The organism is Bradyrhizobium sp. 1200_D9_N1_1, assembly GCF_052075915.1.
GTDB lineage: Bacteria > Pseudomonadota > Alphaproteobacteria > Rhizobiales > Xanthobacteraceae > Bradyrhizobium > Bradyrhizobium diazoefficiens.
In genome coordinates this window covers 9,043,402-9,057,973 of the sequence record NZ_CP197226.1, presented here as the reverse complement: position 1 = coordinate 9,057,973, position 14,572 = coordinate 9,043,402, and the positions used below count along the sequence as shown (strand labels likewise).

The following is a 14,572-nucleotide window of genomic DNA, read 5'->3' as shown; positions in this document are numbered from 1 at the left end:
GCCCAAACCTTAGGAAAGCCGGTTACCTGAGCATTAATGCGGTTGCACGGCCAGGCCGCATGCAGCTGGGCGGGAATCGCTCCGCGGTTGCGCGATGCGCGTAACAATCGCTGCGCTGCATCACTAACGGCAGCTTAATGCGAGGCGCCCGCGCTCTTGTCGCCGCCGCCACTGCGCAGCCGTCCGACCACGCCGGTCGGGAAGAAATAGACGCTGGCAATGAACAGCAGCCCGAGCCACAGCAGCCAGCGGTCGGGATGCAGAAGTCCCGGCAGCAGCGGCAAGCCGGCTTCCGACGCCGCCTTGGAGGCGACGCCCATCAGCGACTGGAGATAGTTCTGCGCGAGGATGAAGATGGTGGCGCCGATGATCGCGCCGTAGATCGTGCCCATGCCGCCGATCACCACCATCAGCAGGATGTCGAGCATGATCGAGAAGCTGAGCGAGGTGTCAGGGCCGGCGTAGCGCAGCCACAATGCGTTCAGGATGCCGGCGCTGGCGGCGACGAGGGCCGCGAGGCAGTTGGCGTAGGTCAGGTGGAACACGGTGCGGAAGCCGAGCGCCTCGGCGCGAAAACGGTTCTCGCGGATCGCCTGCAGCACACGGCCGAACGGCGAGTTCACCACGCGCAGCAATGCGAGGATCATCAGGGCCGAGATGGCGAGCACGAGGTAATAGGTGAGAATGCGGCCGTTGACCTCGAAGCCGAACAGGTTTCTGGAGATCAGCACCGTGCCGGGGCGCAGCAGTTCGGGCAGCTGGAAGCTGCGGCCATCCTCGCCGCCGGTCAGCCAGGACAGCTGCGAGGCCAGCACCTGGAAGGCGGAGGCGACCGCCAGCGTGATCATGGCAAAGAAGATCGCTGCGACCCGCAGCGAAAACAGTCCGATCGCGAGCGCGAGCAGGGCCGCCAGCGGCAGGCCGACGACGATGCCGGTTGCGACCGCGGCCCAGTTCGGACCCATCCCGTACAGCGCGATCGCGATCGCGTAGCTGCCGATGCCGTAGAACATGGTGTGGGCGAACGACACCGAGCCGGTATAGCCGAGCAGCAGGTCGTAGGAGGCGACCAGCGCGGCGAAGACGCAGATCTTGGCCGCAACGTTCAGCGCCTTGGCACCGGGAAACAGGAACGGCGTCGCCGCAAGCGCCAGGATGATGAGGACGAGGACGAGCGTGAGAACGCGGCTGCGCGGCGGATCGCCTGAGAGGATCATCATCGGCTGGTCACCGCATAGAGGCCGCGCGGCCGCCACATCAGAATGGCGACCATCAGCAGGATGTTGGAGACGAGGGCGAGTTTCGGCACCAGGAAGCCGCCGTAATTGGCGACCATCGCCACCAGGATCGCGCCGATGAAGCAGCCGCCGATCGACCCGAGGCCGCCGATGATGACGACGATGAAGATCAGCACGGTGAGGTCGTCGCTCATGGAGGCGTGGACCTGCTCGCGATAGAGCGCCCACATCACTCCGCCGAGGCCTGCGAGCGCGGAGCCCGTCATGAACACGCCGAGGAACAGGCGGCGGATGCGATAGCCGAGCGCCTCGACCATCTCGCGGTTCTCGACCCCGGCGCGGATCAGCAGGCCGAGCTTGGTGCGGTTGAGCACGAGCTGGATCGCGATGAAGACGGCAAGGCCGATCAGCGTCGCCAGCACGCGGTACTTGGCGATCGCGACGTCGCCGAGGATGAAGGAGCCGCGCAGCGAGGTGGGCAGCGGCATCGGGATGATCTGCGGCCCCCACAGCGCATAGAGCGTCTGCTCGGCGACGATCAGGCCGCCGGTCGTCATCAGGATCTGCTTCAGATGCTGGCCGTAGACCGGCAGGATCAGCACGCGCTCGACGACCAGGCCGAGCGCGCCGGACACCGCCATCGACAGCAGCGCAGCCGGCGCCAGCACCGCGAGGTTCATCCAGAGCGAATCGGCCTGAATGGACGCCGCAAACGGTGCCAGCACCAGGGTTGCGACATAGGCGCCGACGGCGATGAAGGCGCCATGACCGAAATTGAGCACGTCCATCAGGCCGAACACCAGCGTCAGCCCGGAGGCCATGATGAAGATCATCATGCCCATGGCGAGGCTCGCGGCGGTCAGCGTCAGCCAGGTGCTGGGCGAGCCGACCAGCGGGATCACCAGGAGGGCGAGCGCGATCGGCAGCAGGATCGGCGCGATGTCGCGCTTCGGCTTCGGCAGCGGATCGTTTGCGGCAAGTTCTGTCACTGATGCGCCTCCAGGCTCAGGCCGAGCAGCCGCTCCTGCAGCGGCACGTCGGCGGCGAGCGCCGCCATCTCGCCGCGATGAACGATGGTGCCGTTGTCCATGACCAGCACGTTGTCGCCGAGCTCGCGCGCGGCAAAGAAGTTCTGCTCGACCAGGAGAATGGTGGCGCCCTTGCGCTTGATCTCCTTCAGGCACTCGATCAGCGCCATGACGATGGCGGGCGCCAGCCCCTTGGTCGGCTCGTCGATCAGCAGCAGCTTGCGCGGCTCGATGATGGCGCGCGCGATCGACAACATCTGCTTCTGCCCGCCCGAGAGGCTTCCCGCGCGCGACAGCCAGAACCGGCGCAGCGCCGGGAAGAAGCCGAAGATCCAGTCGAGCTGAGCGTCGTCGAGCGGCCCGTCGCGGGCCGCCAGCACGAGGTTCTCCTTCACCGTGAGATCGGAGAACACCGCCATGCTCTCGGGCACGTAGCCGACGCCGAGCCGGGCGATGTCGGGCGTGGCGCGGCTCTCGATGCGCATCCCGGCGAGGCTGATCTCGCCCTTCGAGGCCTGCCACAGGCCCATGATGGTGCGCAGCGTCGTGGTCTTGCCGGCGCCGTTGCGGCCGAGCAGCATCGTGGTCTGTCCTTGCGGGACGACGAGATCGATGCCCTGGAGGATGTGATAGCGGCCGATATGGGTGTGCACGCCGGAGAGTTTCAACAGCTCGGTCATGCTGCGCTCTTCGGTGCGATGCCGAGATAGGCCTCCTGCACGATCGGCGAGGCGATCACTTCGGCAGGTACGCCGTCGGCGACGAGCTGGCCGTTATGCAGCACGATGATGCGGTCGGCCAGCGAGCGCACCACGTCCATCTTGTGCTCGACCAGGAGAATGATCTTGCTCCTGTCCTGCTTGAGCTGCGCGATCAGGTTGAGCACGACAGGCACCTCGTCGATGCTCATGCCGGCGGTCGGCTCGTCGAACATGAACACCTTCGGCTCCAGCGCGATCATCAGCGCCACCTCCAGCTTGCGCTGGTCGCCATGCGACAGCGCGGTTGCGGCGACGCCGCGGCGGCCACCGAGCGCGACCTGGTCCAGGATGGCGTCGGCGCGCGCGATCAGGTCGCGGCGGACCATCCACGGCTGCAGCATGTCGTAATGGGTGCCGTTCGCCGCCTGTACCGCGAGGCGGACGTTCTCTTCCACGGTGAGGTTCGGAAACAGGTTGGTGAGCTGGAAGGCGCGTCCGAGGCCCGCGCGGGTGCGCAGCGGCGCGGAATGCTGGGTGATGTCGGTGCCGTCGAACAGGATGCTGCCACTCGATGCGCGTAGCTGGCCCGAGATCAGGTTGAAATAGGTGGTCTTTCCGGCGCCGTTCGGCCCGACGATGGCGGTGAGCTCGCCGGGGCGGAACGTACAGGAGACGTTGTTGACCGCGACGTGGCCGCCGAAGCGGATGGTGAGGTCGCGGGTTTCGAGAGAGAGCGTCATTCGATGTTTCGACCGAGTTTGGCGAATAAAATGGAGATGTATCCGCGATCACGCTGCGCTCCCTCCCCCGCTTGCGGGGGAGGGTTGGGGAGAGGGTGTCTCAGCAATCGAGAACCCCCGAGCGAGAAGAGCCCCCACCCGGCCTCCCCCGCAAGCGGGGGAGGTGAAGCAAGAAAGCTCAGCGCTTGTTGCGGACGGGAACGTCCATGTCTTCGATCTTCAGCTCGCGCACCGGCTCGAGCACGGCCCAGGCGACGTTCGGATCGACCTTGACCTTGAAGTGATACATGCTCTGGAGCGCCTGATGGTCGTCTTTCCGGAACACCATCTTGCCCTTCGGCGTGTCGAACTCCAGGCCTTCCATCGCCGTGATCAGCTTCTCGGTGTCGGTCGACTTCGCCTTGGTGACGGCGGCGACGACGGACATCGCGGCGGCGAAGCCGCCCGCGGTGAAGAAGTCCGGCGGCGCGTTGAAGCGCTTCTGGTGCTCGGCGACCAGCCAGTCGTTCACCGGGTTCTTCGGGATCTCGTAGAAGTAGTAGGTGGCGCCTTCCATGCCGGGCAGGCCCTTATAGGCGGCGAGTGCCGGCAGGATGTTGCCGCCGGTGGAGAGCTCGATGCCGTAGCGCTTCGGATCCATGTCCTGGAGCTTGGCCAGCGGATTGCCGGCGCCGGCCCAGATCACCCAGATCACCTTGCGGCCCGGCTTGTCCTTCAGCGCGTCGAACAGGCGCTGGCCGACCGCGGTGAAGTCGGTGGTCGAGGTCGGGGCATATTCTTCGGCGGCGAGCGTCGCGCCGGTCTTGGCGAGTGCCTCCTTGAAGGTGGCGACGCCGTCGCGGCCGAAGGCATAGTCCTGCGCCAGCGTTGCAACGGTGACGCCCTGCTTGCCGATCGCGACCGCATTCGAGATCGCGTCCTGCGAGGAGTTGCGCGCGGTGCGGAAGATGTAGCGATTCCACTTCTCGCCGGTAATCTGGTCCGCGACCGCCGGCTCGACGATCAAGATCTTCTTGTTCTCCTCGGCGACCGGGAGAATGGCAAGCGCTGCGGCCGACGATGTCGTGCCGATCGCGATATCGGCCTTGTCGTCCTGATAGGCTTCCGCGAGCGCGGCCTTGGAGAGATCGGGCTTGCCCTGGTCGTCCTTGGTGATGACGACGATCTTGCGGCCGTCGAGCGTCATGGTGCCCTTGGTGGCGTATTCAAAACCCATCTGCAGGCCGGTCTCGGTCTGCTTGGCGTAGGCCTCGAGCGGACCGGTCTTGCCGTAGATCAGCGCGACCTTGAGGTCGTCGGCCCGAGCGGAGGTGCCCGCGGCGAGGGCGAGGATGGTTGTTGTTATGATGAGTGATCGACGCACGATGGTCCCTCCTGATTCAAAGTTTCTCGGTAACAGCGAGTTGCACAACGTTACGAACATTGCAATTCATCCTTCCGGCGGACTGCGCCGGCACATGAGCATGCATCATTTTTAGGCCTGCCGTGTCACGCGCGTGTCGCCTGATGCGGCGGGTCTGCCGGCAGACTCGATCTGCCGCCAGTACGACTGTGCCTCTTCCGCGCTCTCGAAGATGTGCGGCGCGACGCCGCGCTTCTCCAGGGCTTCGCCGAGCTTGATGCGCAGGAAGCCGGACGTGGTGTAGCGCGACACGCCGGAATAGAAGCGGTCGACGAGGCTGCGCACCATGGCCGAATAGTCGTCCATCAGCTCCGGCAGGATCGAGAAGTTGTCGTAGTTGACGATGGCGTAGACCCGGCGGCCGAGCGGGGCGAGCTTCGCCTCGACGAGCGCCGCGATCGCATCGATCTCGGCCTTGCTGCGCAGCGGATAGCGTTCCAGGTTGACGAAGAACAGGTTCTGCTGCTCGTCGAGCGTGAAGCGCTGGTCGAGCGGAATGGTCAGCAGTCGCTCGCGCAGGTCCATGGGGCCGTCGCGGAAGATGCGGGTGTCCATCAGGATAGGGTCGCGCGGGATCAATGGCTTGAAATCCATCAGGCGCAGGATGTCGCGCTCGATGTCGATGCCGGGCGCTATTTCCATGAGCTCGAGCCCGTCGGGCCGCAACGCGAAGACGCAGCGTTCGGTGACATAGAGCACGCGCTGCCCCCGTGTCGCGGCGAAGGGGCCGCTGAAGGTGACGTGCTCGACGCTGTCGACGAATTTACGAGACCTCGCCTCGTCGAGGATGGCGAGCTTTCCGTCGTTCACCGCAATGCGCTGCTTGCCGGCGCCGAACGTGCCGACGAAGACGACCTCCTTGGCGTTCTGGCTGATGTTGATGAAGCCGCCGGCGCCCGCGAGCTTCGGCCCGAACTTGCTGACGTTGAGGTTGCCGGCGCGGTCGACCTGGGCGAGCCCGAGGAAGGCGGCATCCAGGCCGCCACCGTCGTAGAAGTCGAATTGATACGGCTGATCGATCACCGCCTGGGTGTTGATCGCCGCGCCGAAATCGATCCCGCTCGCCGGGATGCCGCCGATCACGCCGGGCTCCGCCGTCAGCGTGATGAGATCGATGATCCGCTCTTCATTTGCGACCGAAGCGATCCCTTCGGGCATGCCGATGCCGAGATTGACCACGCTATTGGCCTTGAGCTCGAGCGCGGCGCGCCGGGCGATGATCTTGCGCTCGCTGACCGGCATCACGGGCAGGGAGGCGGCGCGGACCCGGATCTCGCTCGAGAAGGCCGCATTGTATTGCGTGCCGAAGGTCTGCCAGTGGTTCTCAGGTCTCGCCACGACGACGCAATCGACGAGGATGCCGGGAATCTTGACCTGGCGCGGATTGAGGCTGCCGCTCTCGGCAACGCGCTCGACCTGGGCGATGACGATGCCGCCGGAATTATGCGCCGCCATGGCGATCGCGAGCGCCTCCAGCGTCAGCGCCTCCTTCTCCATGGTGAGATTGCCGTCGGGATCGCCCGTCGTGGCGCGGATGATCCCGACTTGAATCGGAAACGTCCTGTAGAGCAGGCATTCTTCGCCGCCGATCTTGATCAGCTCCACCATGTCCTCGGTGGTGCGCGCATTCAGCTTGCCGCCGCCATTGCGGGGGTCGACGAAGGTGCCCATGCCGACGCGGGTGATGTGGCCGGGCCGGCGCGCGGCGATGTCGCGGAACAGATGCGTGATGACGCCCTGCGGCAGGTTATAGGCCTCGATCTGATTGGCGATCGCAAGCTGCTGGAGCTTCGGGGCAAGGCCCCAGTGCCCGCCGATCACGCGCCGGACCAGGCCTTCATGCGCGAAATGATTGAGGCCGCGATGCTTGCCGTCGCCCTGGCCGGCCGCGTAGACGAGCGTCAGATTGCGCGGCTTGCCCTGCGTGTAGGGCGCATCGCCCTCGTGTGAGAGATAGAGCTCCTCCAGTGCGATCGCGATCTCCTCGGCAAAGCCGATGCCGACGAAGCCGCCGGTCGCGACGGTGTCGCCGTCGCGGATCAGCATGACCGCTTCGGCCGCCGTGACGACCTTGCCTTTCTCGGAATTGCGCAGATAGGGCAGAGCTGGATGATGGCTCACGGCGTTCCTCCCGATCCCTGGACGGTATGCCGTCGTTGCTGTGCGTCGATCCTAGCGCGGGGAGCAGGCCCGGAACAGGCTGCTCCTCGCGACAAGAGGTATCGTCAGGACGTTCAGGACTGCACTATCTTGCGTGTTTCGGTGGCGAAATAGACCGACACGACGGTGATGATCGCCAGCGCGATCATGTAGAGCGAGATCGGCCAGGTTGCCGGCGCGTACGCCGTCATCAATCCCGTCGCGATCAGCGGCGACAATGCGCCGGCGAAGATCGAGGCGAGGTTGTAGCCGAGCGAGACGCCGCTATAGCGCACCTTGGTGCCGAACAGCTCCGACAGGAAGCTCGCCTGCGGGCCGTACATCGCGGCGTGACCGACGGCGAGGCCGAGCACGATCGCGATCCAGGCATATTGCGGGTTCTTGGTCGAAAGCAGCATGAACAGCGGGAACGACATCAGCGCCGAGAACACCGCGCCGAAGATGTAGATCGGCCGCCGCCCGAGCCGGTCGGAGAGCGCGCCGAAGGCGGGAATGGTGAAGGTCTCGATCGCCGCGCCGATCAGCACGCCGTTGAGCATGTCCTGCTTGTTCATGCCGAGCGATTGCGTCGCATAGGCGAGCACGAAGGTCGCGTAGATGTAGAAGAAGCCGTTTTCGGCAAAGCGCGCGCCCATCGCGAGCAGGATGTTCTTGGGATACATCCGGATCGCCTCGAGGATCGGCATCTTGACCTCTTGCTTGGTGTCCTTGACCTTCTGGAACTCCGGCGATTCCGCGATGGTGAAGCGAATCCACAGGCCCACGAGCACCAGCGCGATCGAGAACAGGAACGGGATGCGCCAGCCCCAGGAAAGAAGCTGTGCGTCGGTCAGCATCGCGGACACCACCGAGAACACCAGCGTGCCGAGCACGAGACCGAGCGGCGCCCCGAGTTGCGGCCAGCTGCCGTAGAATCCCTTCTTGTCCGCGGGCGCATGCTCGACCGCCATCAGCACCGCGCCGCCCCATTCGCCGCCGAGGCCAAAGCCCTGGATCAGCCGGCAGGTCACCAGCAGGACCGCGGCCCAGATGCCGGCGGTCTCGTAGGTCGGCAGGAAGCCGATCGCGGCGGTCGCCGCGCCCATGATCAGCAGGGTCAGATAGAGCATGGTCTTGCGGCCGATCTTGTCGCCGTAGTGGCCGAACACGACGCCGCCAAGCGGACGCGCGATGAAGCCGAGCGCGTAGGTCGCGAACGCCAGCAGCGTTCCCATCATGGGGTCGAAGGTCGGGAAGAACAGCTTGTTGAAGATCAGCGCCGCGGCGGTGCCGTAAAGGAAGAAGTCGTACCACTCGATGGCTGTGCCGATCAGGCTCGCGGTGGCGACGGTCACGTGCGAGGGCTGTCTCGCCTCAAGCTGATGGACTGAGATCGCTTCACTCATCTTGCGTCCTCCCTGGTTGCGAATGCGCATGTGCAGCATGCGTCATTGTGCAGGGCGAAGAGCAAGCTCCGCGCCAGATGCCGCAGGTTTGCGCAGAATGGCTGAAAACCCAGCAGTTTCAGCGCCCGCCCCGGGACAGAGCGGCAGCGCGCCGTGTCTGGAGTCCGAGACTCCGGACACGCGATGTCTCGCAACTCAGACGGATGCGGCTCCCGAGGCGAGGCCGAACTTGGCGAGCTTCTTGTAGAAGGTCGCGCGCGAGATCTGGAGCATCTTGGCGGCCTCCGAGATCTGGCCGTTGCTGGCGGCGAGCGCCTGTTCCAGCGTGTGCTTCTCGAACTCGGCCTCGGCTTCCGCATAGGGCAGGACGAGGCCGGCCGGCCGCGATGGTGCCGTGGGCACCGTCTCCGCGCCGACGGGGAGAATGCGATCGAAATCGTCGCTGGTGAGGCGTCCCGAATCGCTCAGGATCAGCGCGCGTTCCAGGATGTTGCGCAGTTCGCGGACATTGCCGGGCCAGCCATAGCGCGCAAGCGCAGCCAGACCGCTCGGCGTGATCCTGGCATTGAGGTAGTCGCCGGATGCGCTGATGTCTTCGAGCAGCCGTCCGCAGATCTCGGGCAGGTCGTCCAGGCAGTGGCGCAGGGGCGGCAGCTCGATCGAGAGCACGTTCAGCCGGTAGTAGAGATCCGCCCGGAATGTCCCCTCGCTGACCCGCTTGTGCAGGTCGACATTGGTGGCCGCAATCACGCGCACGTCGACCCTGGTGACCTTGTCGGAGCCGAGTGGCTCGATCTCGCGCTCCTGCAGCACGCGCAGCAGCTTGGCCTGCAATTGCAGCGGCATCTCGCCGATCTCGTCGAGAAACAGCGTGCCCCCGTCGGCGATCCGGAATTTTCCGTCGCGACCCTTGCGGTCCGCGCCGGTATAGGCGCCCGGCGCGGCGCCGAAGAACTCCGATTCGATCAGCGTATCCGGGATCGCCGCGACGTTGACGCTGACGAACGGCTTTTCGGCGCGGGCGGAGGCGTTGTGGATGGCCTGCGCCAGCATCTCCTTGCCGGTGCCGGTCTCTCCGGTGAGCAGAACGGTGACGCTCTGGCGCGCGGCGCGCGCTGCAAGCTCCTTGGCCTGTGCGATGCCGGCGGTTGCACCGACATAGTCGTCGAAAGTGAACCGGGCGGCGCGCGCATGCGACAATTGCCGCCGCGCCAGCCGCAGATCGTTTTCGAGCTGGGCGACGCGACCGAGCAGCGGCTTCAGGCCCTCGAGGCGGTCGTAAAGCACGAAGCCGATCGCGCCGATGATATTCCCCTTCTCGTCCTCGATCGGCATGCGGGTTACGACGAGTTGCTCGCCGCCGAGCTCCATGATGTCGAGGATGATCGGTTCACCCGTTTCCACGACCCTGCGCATCAGGCTGTTGGGGATGACCTCCTCGATCGGGCGGCCGAGCGCCTCGGATTCGTGCGAGAGGCCCATCGCAGTGACGTATTTTTCGTTGACATACACCACGCGTCCGCTGCGATCGATCGCGATGGCGCCCTCGCACAGATGCTCCAGCCGCTCGAACAGCGTCTCCATGGCGCGTGCGCGGATATAGGCGGGATCGCTGACGACGGAAGAGGGACCGGACATGGCGTGCCTCGCGGGAAGCCCGCCTGTTTATTACCAAAAGGGCAGCAATTTCAAAGGGGAGAATTGGCGCTGGCTTCGCGACCCATTCTCGGTCGTCGTCCTGGACAAGCGAGCAAAGCGAGCGCCGATCCAGGACCCATTACCCCAGGAAGCTGTTTGGCGAAGACTCGTGGTCACCATCCCGCGCCACGGCACCTGCCTGGGGTAATGGGTCCTGGCCTTCGCCAGGACGACGGCGGTGTTTGTTGCGCCGCTGTCGCCCTACCGCCGATACCCGCCCGCCCGCGAATAGCCGTGTCGGTTCTGCTGCATCGGGCGGCTGGCCACGCTGGCGCGGGACTCGCTGGCGACGGGTGTTGCGAGCTTCAGCTCCTCCAGGAAGATCGGCCGCGAGAAATAATAGCCCTGCGCGTAGCGGATCTTGGTCGCGGCCTGCAGGTAGGCGAGCTCCTCGTAGGATTCGAGGCCCTCGGCGATCACGGTCATGCCGAGCGCTTCGCTCAAGGATTCGATCGCGCGCAGGATGCCCTGGCTGCGCGGCCGCTTATGGATGTCGGTGATGAAGGAGCGGTCGATCTTGATCTCGTCGGCCGTGATGTCGGCGAGCGCCGAGAGCGAGGAATAACCGGTGCCGAAATCGTCGATCGAGATGCCGACGCCGAGCTTGCGGAACATCGGCAGGATTTCCGACTGGAAATGGCTTTTGGCGACGAAGGCCTCTTCCGTCAGCTCGATCATGAAGCGTTGGGGAAAGCCGGTGTTGTCCAGCGCCTGCGCGAAGCTGCGCATGAACTCGGGATTGCCGGCCTGCCTGGCGGCGACGTTGATGCTGATGGAGGCGTCCGCGCCGAACGTGTCGTTGATCAGGTCGATCGACTTGACGATCTCGGCGAGCACGAGATGGGTCAGCTCGTCGATCAGTCCGAGCTCGCCGGCAAGGTTGATGAACGAGCCCGGCGCCTGGATCACGCCTTCGTCGTCGCGCAGCCGCACCAGGGCCTCGATGCCCTTCACGGCCTGCGTGCGGATGTCGACCTTGGACTGGAACGCGCAGCAGAAGCGCTTCTCCAGGATGGCGAGCCGCAGCGACTGCTCGATCTTGGTGCGCGCCAGCGCCTCGCGCTCCATGCTGGCGTCGAAGAAGGCGGCCGATCCCTTGCCGTCGTTCTTGATGCGGTACATCGCGATGTCGGCGTTCTGACGCAGCATCTCGAAGCTGCTTCCGTGATCGGGATAGATGCTGATGCCGACCGAGGTCGAGGCGAAGACCTCCGAATGGTCGATGAAGAACGGCGCGGTCAGCCGCTCCAGCGTCGCTTGCATGAATTCGGCGACTTCCTCCTGGCCCTGGATCGGGGAGAGCAGCAGCAGGAATTCGTCGCCCGAGATGCGCGACAGCATGTCGGAATCGCGCAGGTCGCGCCCGAGCCGCTTCGCCAGCTCGACCAGCAGCGCGTCGCCGACGGCGTGGCCGTAATAGTCGTTGATGTGCTTGAAATTGTCGACGTCGAGAAAGGCGAGCGCGAAGCGCTCGCCGCCATCGCGCGCGAGCAGGTTGTTGGCGCGGTGCTCGATCACGCGCCGCGAGGGCAGGCCGGTCAGCTCGTCGAAATAGGCCGAGCGGAACAGCTGGTCCTCGAAATTCTTCTGCTCGGTGATGTCGGAGGAGGCGGAGATCAGGAGCTCTCGTCCGGCGAGGCGAACGGGGCGATGGGTCGTGAGCAGCACCTGGCGCGCCGCGCCGTCGTGCAGGGCTTCCTCGGTGACGACCGCCTGGCCGGCGCTCAGCGCCCGGCGGCAGGCTTCCCGGCGCGGCGTCAGATCGGGCGAGGGACGGCTGCCGTCCATGCCGAGCTGCGCCGCTGCGGCATCGTTAACCAGCAGAAGCTCGCCATGGGCGTCCTGAACGGTCAGGCCGGCCGGCAGCATTCTAACGATTTCCTTGAGGAATCCGAGTTCGGCTTCGCTCGCGCCGGAATATCTGTTGTCGTTCATAGAAGTCATGAATCTTGTTGTTTCAGCGCGCCTTTGCAATGGACGCGATCTTGCGTGGTTCCCTCTTAAGTTTGGTTAAGGGGTCCGGAGAAATACGGTGGTGTCTTGCGGCGATGCGGCACGCGCGCCGATCGTCATTAACAGAGGGTCAATGCGCCCAGCGAAATCGCGAGCGGAGCGCGCGGGTCTGCTTTCGCTTTAGCGGCTTTCGCCTTGGGGGATGCGGCATTGCATGATGCAATGCAGCCCGGTCTTCAGATACGAGATCTCGGTCCTGCCATCGAAGGCGGAAAGCGCCGATTTCAGCAGCTTGGTGCCGAAGCCAGGCTCGGACACCTTGTCCACGGTTGGCCCCTCGGTCTCGTCCCAGGTGATGGTCAGGCGATCGTCGCTGACGGTCCACGACACCTGCAGCAGACCGCGCGGCGCAGAGAATGCGCCGTATTTGCCTGCATTGGTAGCGAGCTCGTGAAACATCAATGACAGCGTGACCGCGAGCTTCGCCGGCAGGAACAGCCGGTCGCCGTTGAGGGTGAAGCGGACGTGGCCGTAGGGGCCGAGCTCCGAGATCAGGAGATCGCGGATGTCGCAGCCGGCCTTGTCGATCCGCGAGATCAGATCGTCGGTTGCGGCCAGCGATCGCAGCCGCGGATCGACCCGGGCCCAGACCTGCGGCTGGTCATGCAGCACCTGGTGAATCACGGCGTGCACTGTCGAGAGCTTGTTCTTCAGCCGGTGCTGGAGCTCGTCGACCAGCAGCTTGCGATAGTCTTCTTCCTCGATCAGGCGCTTGGAGATCCGGCGCTGCTCCGCCAGCATGGTGCGGTAGTGCTCGACGCCCCAGATGGTCAGCGCGCTCACGGCCCAGTAGAGCGCCAGCAGGGCAAAACGCGCGCGATCGGCAAGCGCATCGCTGAAATTCACGACGACGCCGAGCACGCCGCCGACGATCGCCGTCACGATGCCGATCCGGAAGCCTCCGAACGCGGCGGCAAAGAACACGGCCGGAAAGTACGGGGTGAAGTAGACGTCGGGCCGCACTTGCGCGAGGCCCCAGCGCGCCAGCGTCGCAACGAGCAGGCAGGCCACCGCAAAGGCAATGCTCAAGCCGAGCGACGGAGGTGCCGCGCCCTGCCAGCCCTTGCGGAATTCGTCGATCAGCTTCTCCATGCGCCGCCCGGTTGCGAGGTGCGTTCGTTGCGAATGTTACGCATCTCGCCAGCGCAAGCAAAGCTTGCCTTGTCGGGAGCCGGCAGGAATAGTGACCGTCGCGGTGCCGACTGTCGCGGCGCCGTCGTCGATCGGTATCCGCCATTTGGCGTCAAGAGGTTCGAAAACAGGGACATTCCATGGGCAGGCTGGACGGAAAGGTCGCGGTGATTACGGGTGCGACGAGCGGGATCGGATTGCGGACCGCTGAAGTCTTCGTTGCCGAAGGTGCCAAAATTGTGATCGCGGGGCGGCGCCTACCGGAAGGCGAGGCGCTGGCGAAGCAGCTCGGGGCCAATTGCATCTTCCGCCAGACCGATGTGACGGTCGAAGCGCAGATGCAGGCGCTGATCGCGCTCGCGGTAGACAAATTCGGCCGGATCGATTGCCTGTTCAACAATGCCGGCGGGCCGGCGCAGACCGGCGGCATTGAGGGCCTCGAGGTCGAGCGCTTCGACGCGGCGATGGCGACGCTGGTGCGCAGCGTCATGCTCGGCATGAAGCACGCCGCGCCCTACATGAAGAAGCAGGGGTCCGGCAGCATCATCAACAATGGCAGCATCGCTGGCCGGCTCGCCGGCTTCTCCTCGTCGGTGGTTTACGGCGCGGCCAAGGCGGCGGTGATCCATCTCACCAAATGCGTGGCGATGGAGCTCGGCGAATCCAACGTCCGCGTCAACTCGATCTCGCCCGGCGCGATCGCGACCGGCATTTTCGGCAAGGCGCTTGGGCTGGCGACCGACGCCGCGGAGAAGACGCCGGCGGTGATGCGCGAAGTCTACAAGACCGCCCAGCCGATCCCGCGCGCCGGCATTCCCGACGACATCGCCCATGCCGCGGTGTTCCTGGCGAGCGACGAATCCAGCTTCATCAACGGCCACGACCTCGTCATCGACGGCGCCATCACCGGCGGCCGCAACTGGAGCCAGCAGCAGCAGGGGTATGTGGCGCTACGCAAGGCGTTCGATCAGGGGGCGTAAGGCGGCCCAGCTATTTGCTGTCATTCCGGGGCGCACGAAGTGCGAACCCGGAATCTCGAGATTCCGGGTTCGCACTTCGTGCGCCCCGGAATGACG

The 14,572-nt window shown here is 65.2% G+C and carries 11 protein-coding genes; 1 reads left to right on the top strand and 10 read right to left on the bottom strand.

Annotation, left to right across the window (positions count from 1 at the left end):
* Nucleotides 1-134 precede the first annotated feature (134 nt).
* The 10 genes from AB5K84_RS42765 to AB5K84_RS42720 all read right to left on the bottom strand — a co-directional run bounded on the left by AB5K84_RS42765 (nt 135) and on the right by AB5K84_RS42720 (nt 13,457).
* Entirely contained in the window at nt 135-1,220 is a 1,086-nt protein-coding gene (locus tag AB5K84_RS42765) for a branched-chain amino acid ABC transporter permease (RefSeq protein WP_171463731.1), read from the bottom strand.
* Nucleotides 1,217-2,227: a branched-chain amino acid ABC transporter permease gene (locus tag AB5K84_RS42760; RefSeq protein WP_011083706.1), complete on the bottom strand. Its 1,011-nt coding sequence runs from the start codon at nt 2,225-2,227 to the stop codon at nt 1,217-1,219. Before AB5K84_RS42760 ends, AB5K84_RS42765 begins: the two co-directional genes overlap by 4 nt.
* Nucleotides 2,224-2,946, bottom strand: a complete 723-nt coding sequence (locus AB5K84_RS42755) for a branched-chain amino acid ABC transporter ATP-binding protein (protein WP_011083707.1) — start codon at nt 2,944-2,946, stop codon at nt 2,224-2,226. Before AB5K84_RS42755 ends, AB5K84_RS42760 begins: the two co-directional genes overlap by 4 nt.
* Nucleotides 2,943-3,707 (bottom strand): ABC transporter ATP-binding protein, encoded by a 765-nt coding sequence (locus AB5K84_RS42750; protein WP_011083708.1) that lies wholly within the window; start codon nt 3,705-3,707, stop codon nt 2,943-2,945. The genes AB5K84_RS42755 and AB5K84_RS42750 overlap by 4 nt, the downstream gene beginning before the upstream one ends.
* A 178-nt stretch (nt 3,708-3,885) precedes the next feature.
* Nucleotides 3,886-5,070 carry a substrate-binding domain-containing protein gene (locus tag AB5K84_RS42745; RefSeq protein ID WP_038965179.1) on the bottom strand — a complete coding sequence of 395 codons (1,185 nt, stop codon included), beginning with the start codon at nt 5,068-5,070 and terminating at the stop codon, nt 3,886-3,888.
* 111 nt (nt 5,071-5,181) lie between these two features.
* Nucleotides 5,182-7,230, bottom strand: a complete 2,049-nt coding sequence (locus AB5K84_RS42740; RefSeq protein ID WP_011083710.1) for an acyl CoA:acetate/3-ketoacid CoA transferase — start codon at nt 7,228-7,230, stop codon at nt 5,182-5,184.
* A 113-nt stretch (nt 7,231-7,343) separates the two neighbouring features.
* Nucleotides 7,344-8,654, bottom strand: a complete 1,311-nt coding sequence (locus AB5K84_RS42735; RefSeq protein WP_039186767.1) for an MFS transporter — start codon at nt 8,652-8,654, stop codon at nt 7,344-7,346.
* Nucleotides 8,655-8,849: 195 nt separating this feature from the next.
* A complete protein-coding gene (locus AB5K84_RS42730) occupies nt 8,850-10,292 on the bottom strand; it encodes a sigma-54 interaction domain-containing protein (protein WP_011083712.1) in 1,443 nt (480 codons plus the stop codon).
* Nucleotides 10,293-10,553: 261 nt separating this feature from the next.
* On the bottom strand, nt 10,554-12,287 hold the full coding sequence (locus AB5K84_RS42725; protein ID WP_038965180.1) for a putative bifunctional diguanylate cyclase/phosphodiesterase: 1,734 nt from the start codon (nt 12,285-12,287) through the stop codon (nt 10,554-10,556).
* A gap of 198 nt (nt 12,288-12,485) precedes the next feature.
* Nucleotides 12,486-13,457 carry a sensor histidine kinase gene (locus AB5K84_RS42720; protein ID WP_011083714.1) on the bottom strand — a complete coding sequence of 324 codons (972 nt, stop codon included), beginning with the start codon at nt 13,455-13,457 and terminating at the stop codon, nt 12,486-12,488.
* Nucleotides 13,458-13,636: 179 nt separating this feature from the next.
* Between AB5K84_RS42720 and AB5K84_RS42715 the strand changes: the two genes are divergently transcribed.
* The gene (locus AB5K84_RS42715; RefSeq protein ID WP_038965181.1) at nt 13,637-14,476 is read left to right on the top strand and encodes an SDR family NAD(P)-dependent oxidoreductase; all 840 of its coding nucleotides are present in this window, start codon (nt 13,637-13,639) and stop codon (nt 14,474-14,476) included.
* Nucleotides 14,477-14,572: the final 96 nt, after the last annotated feature.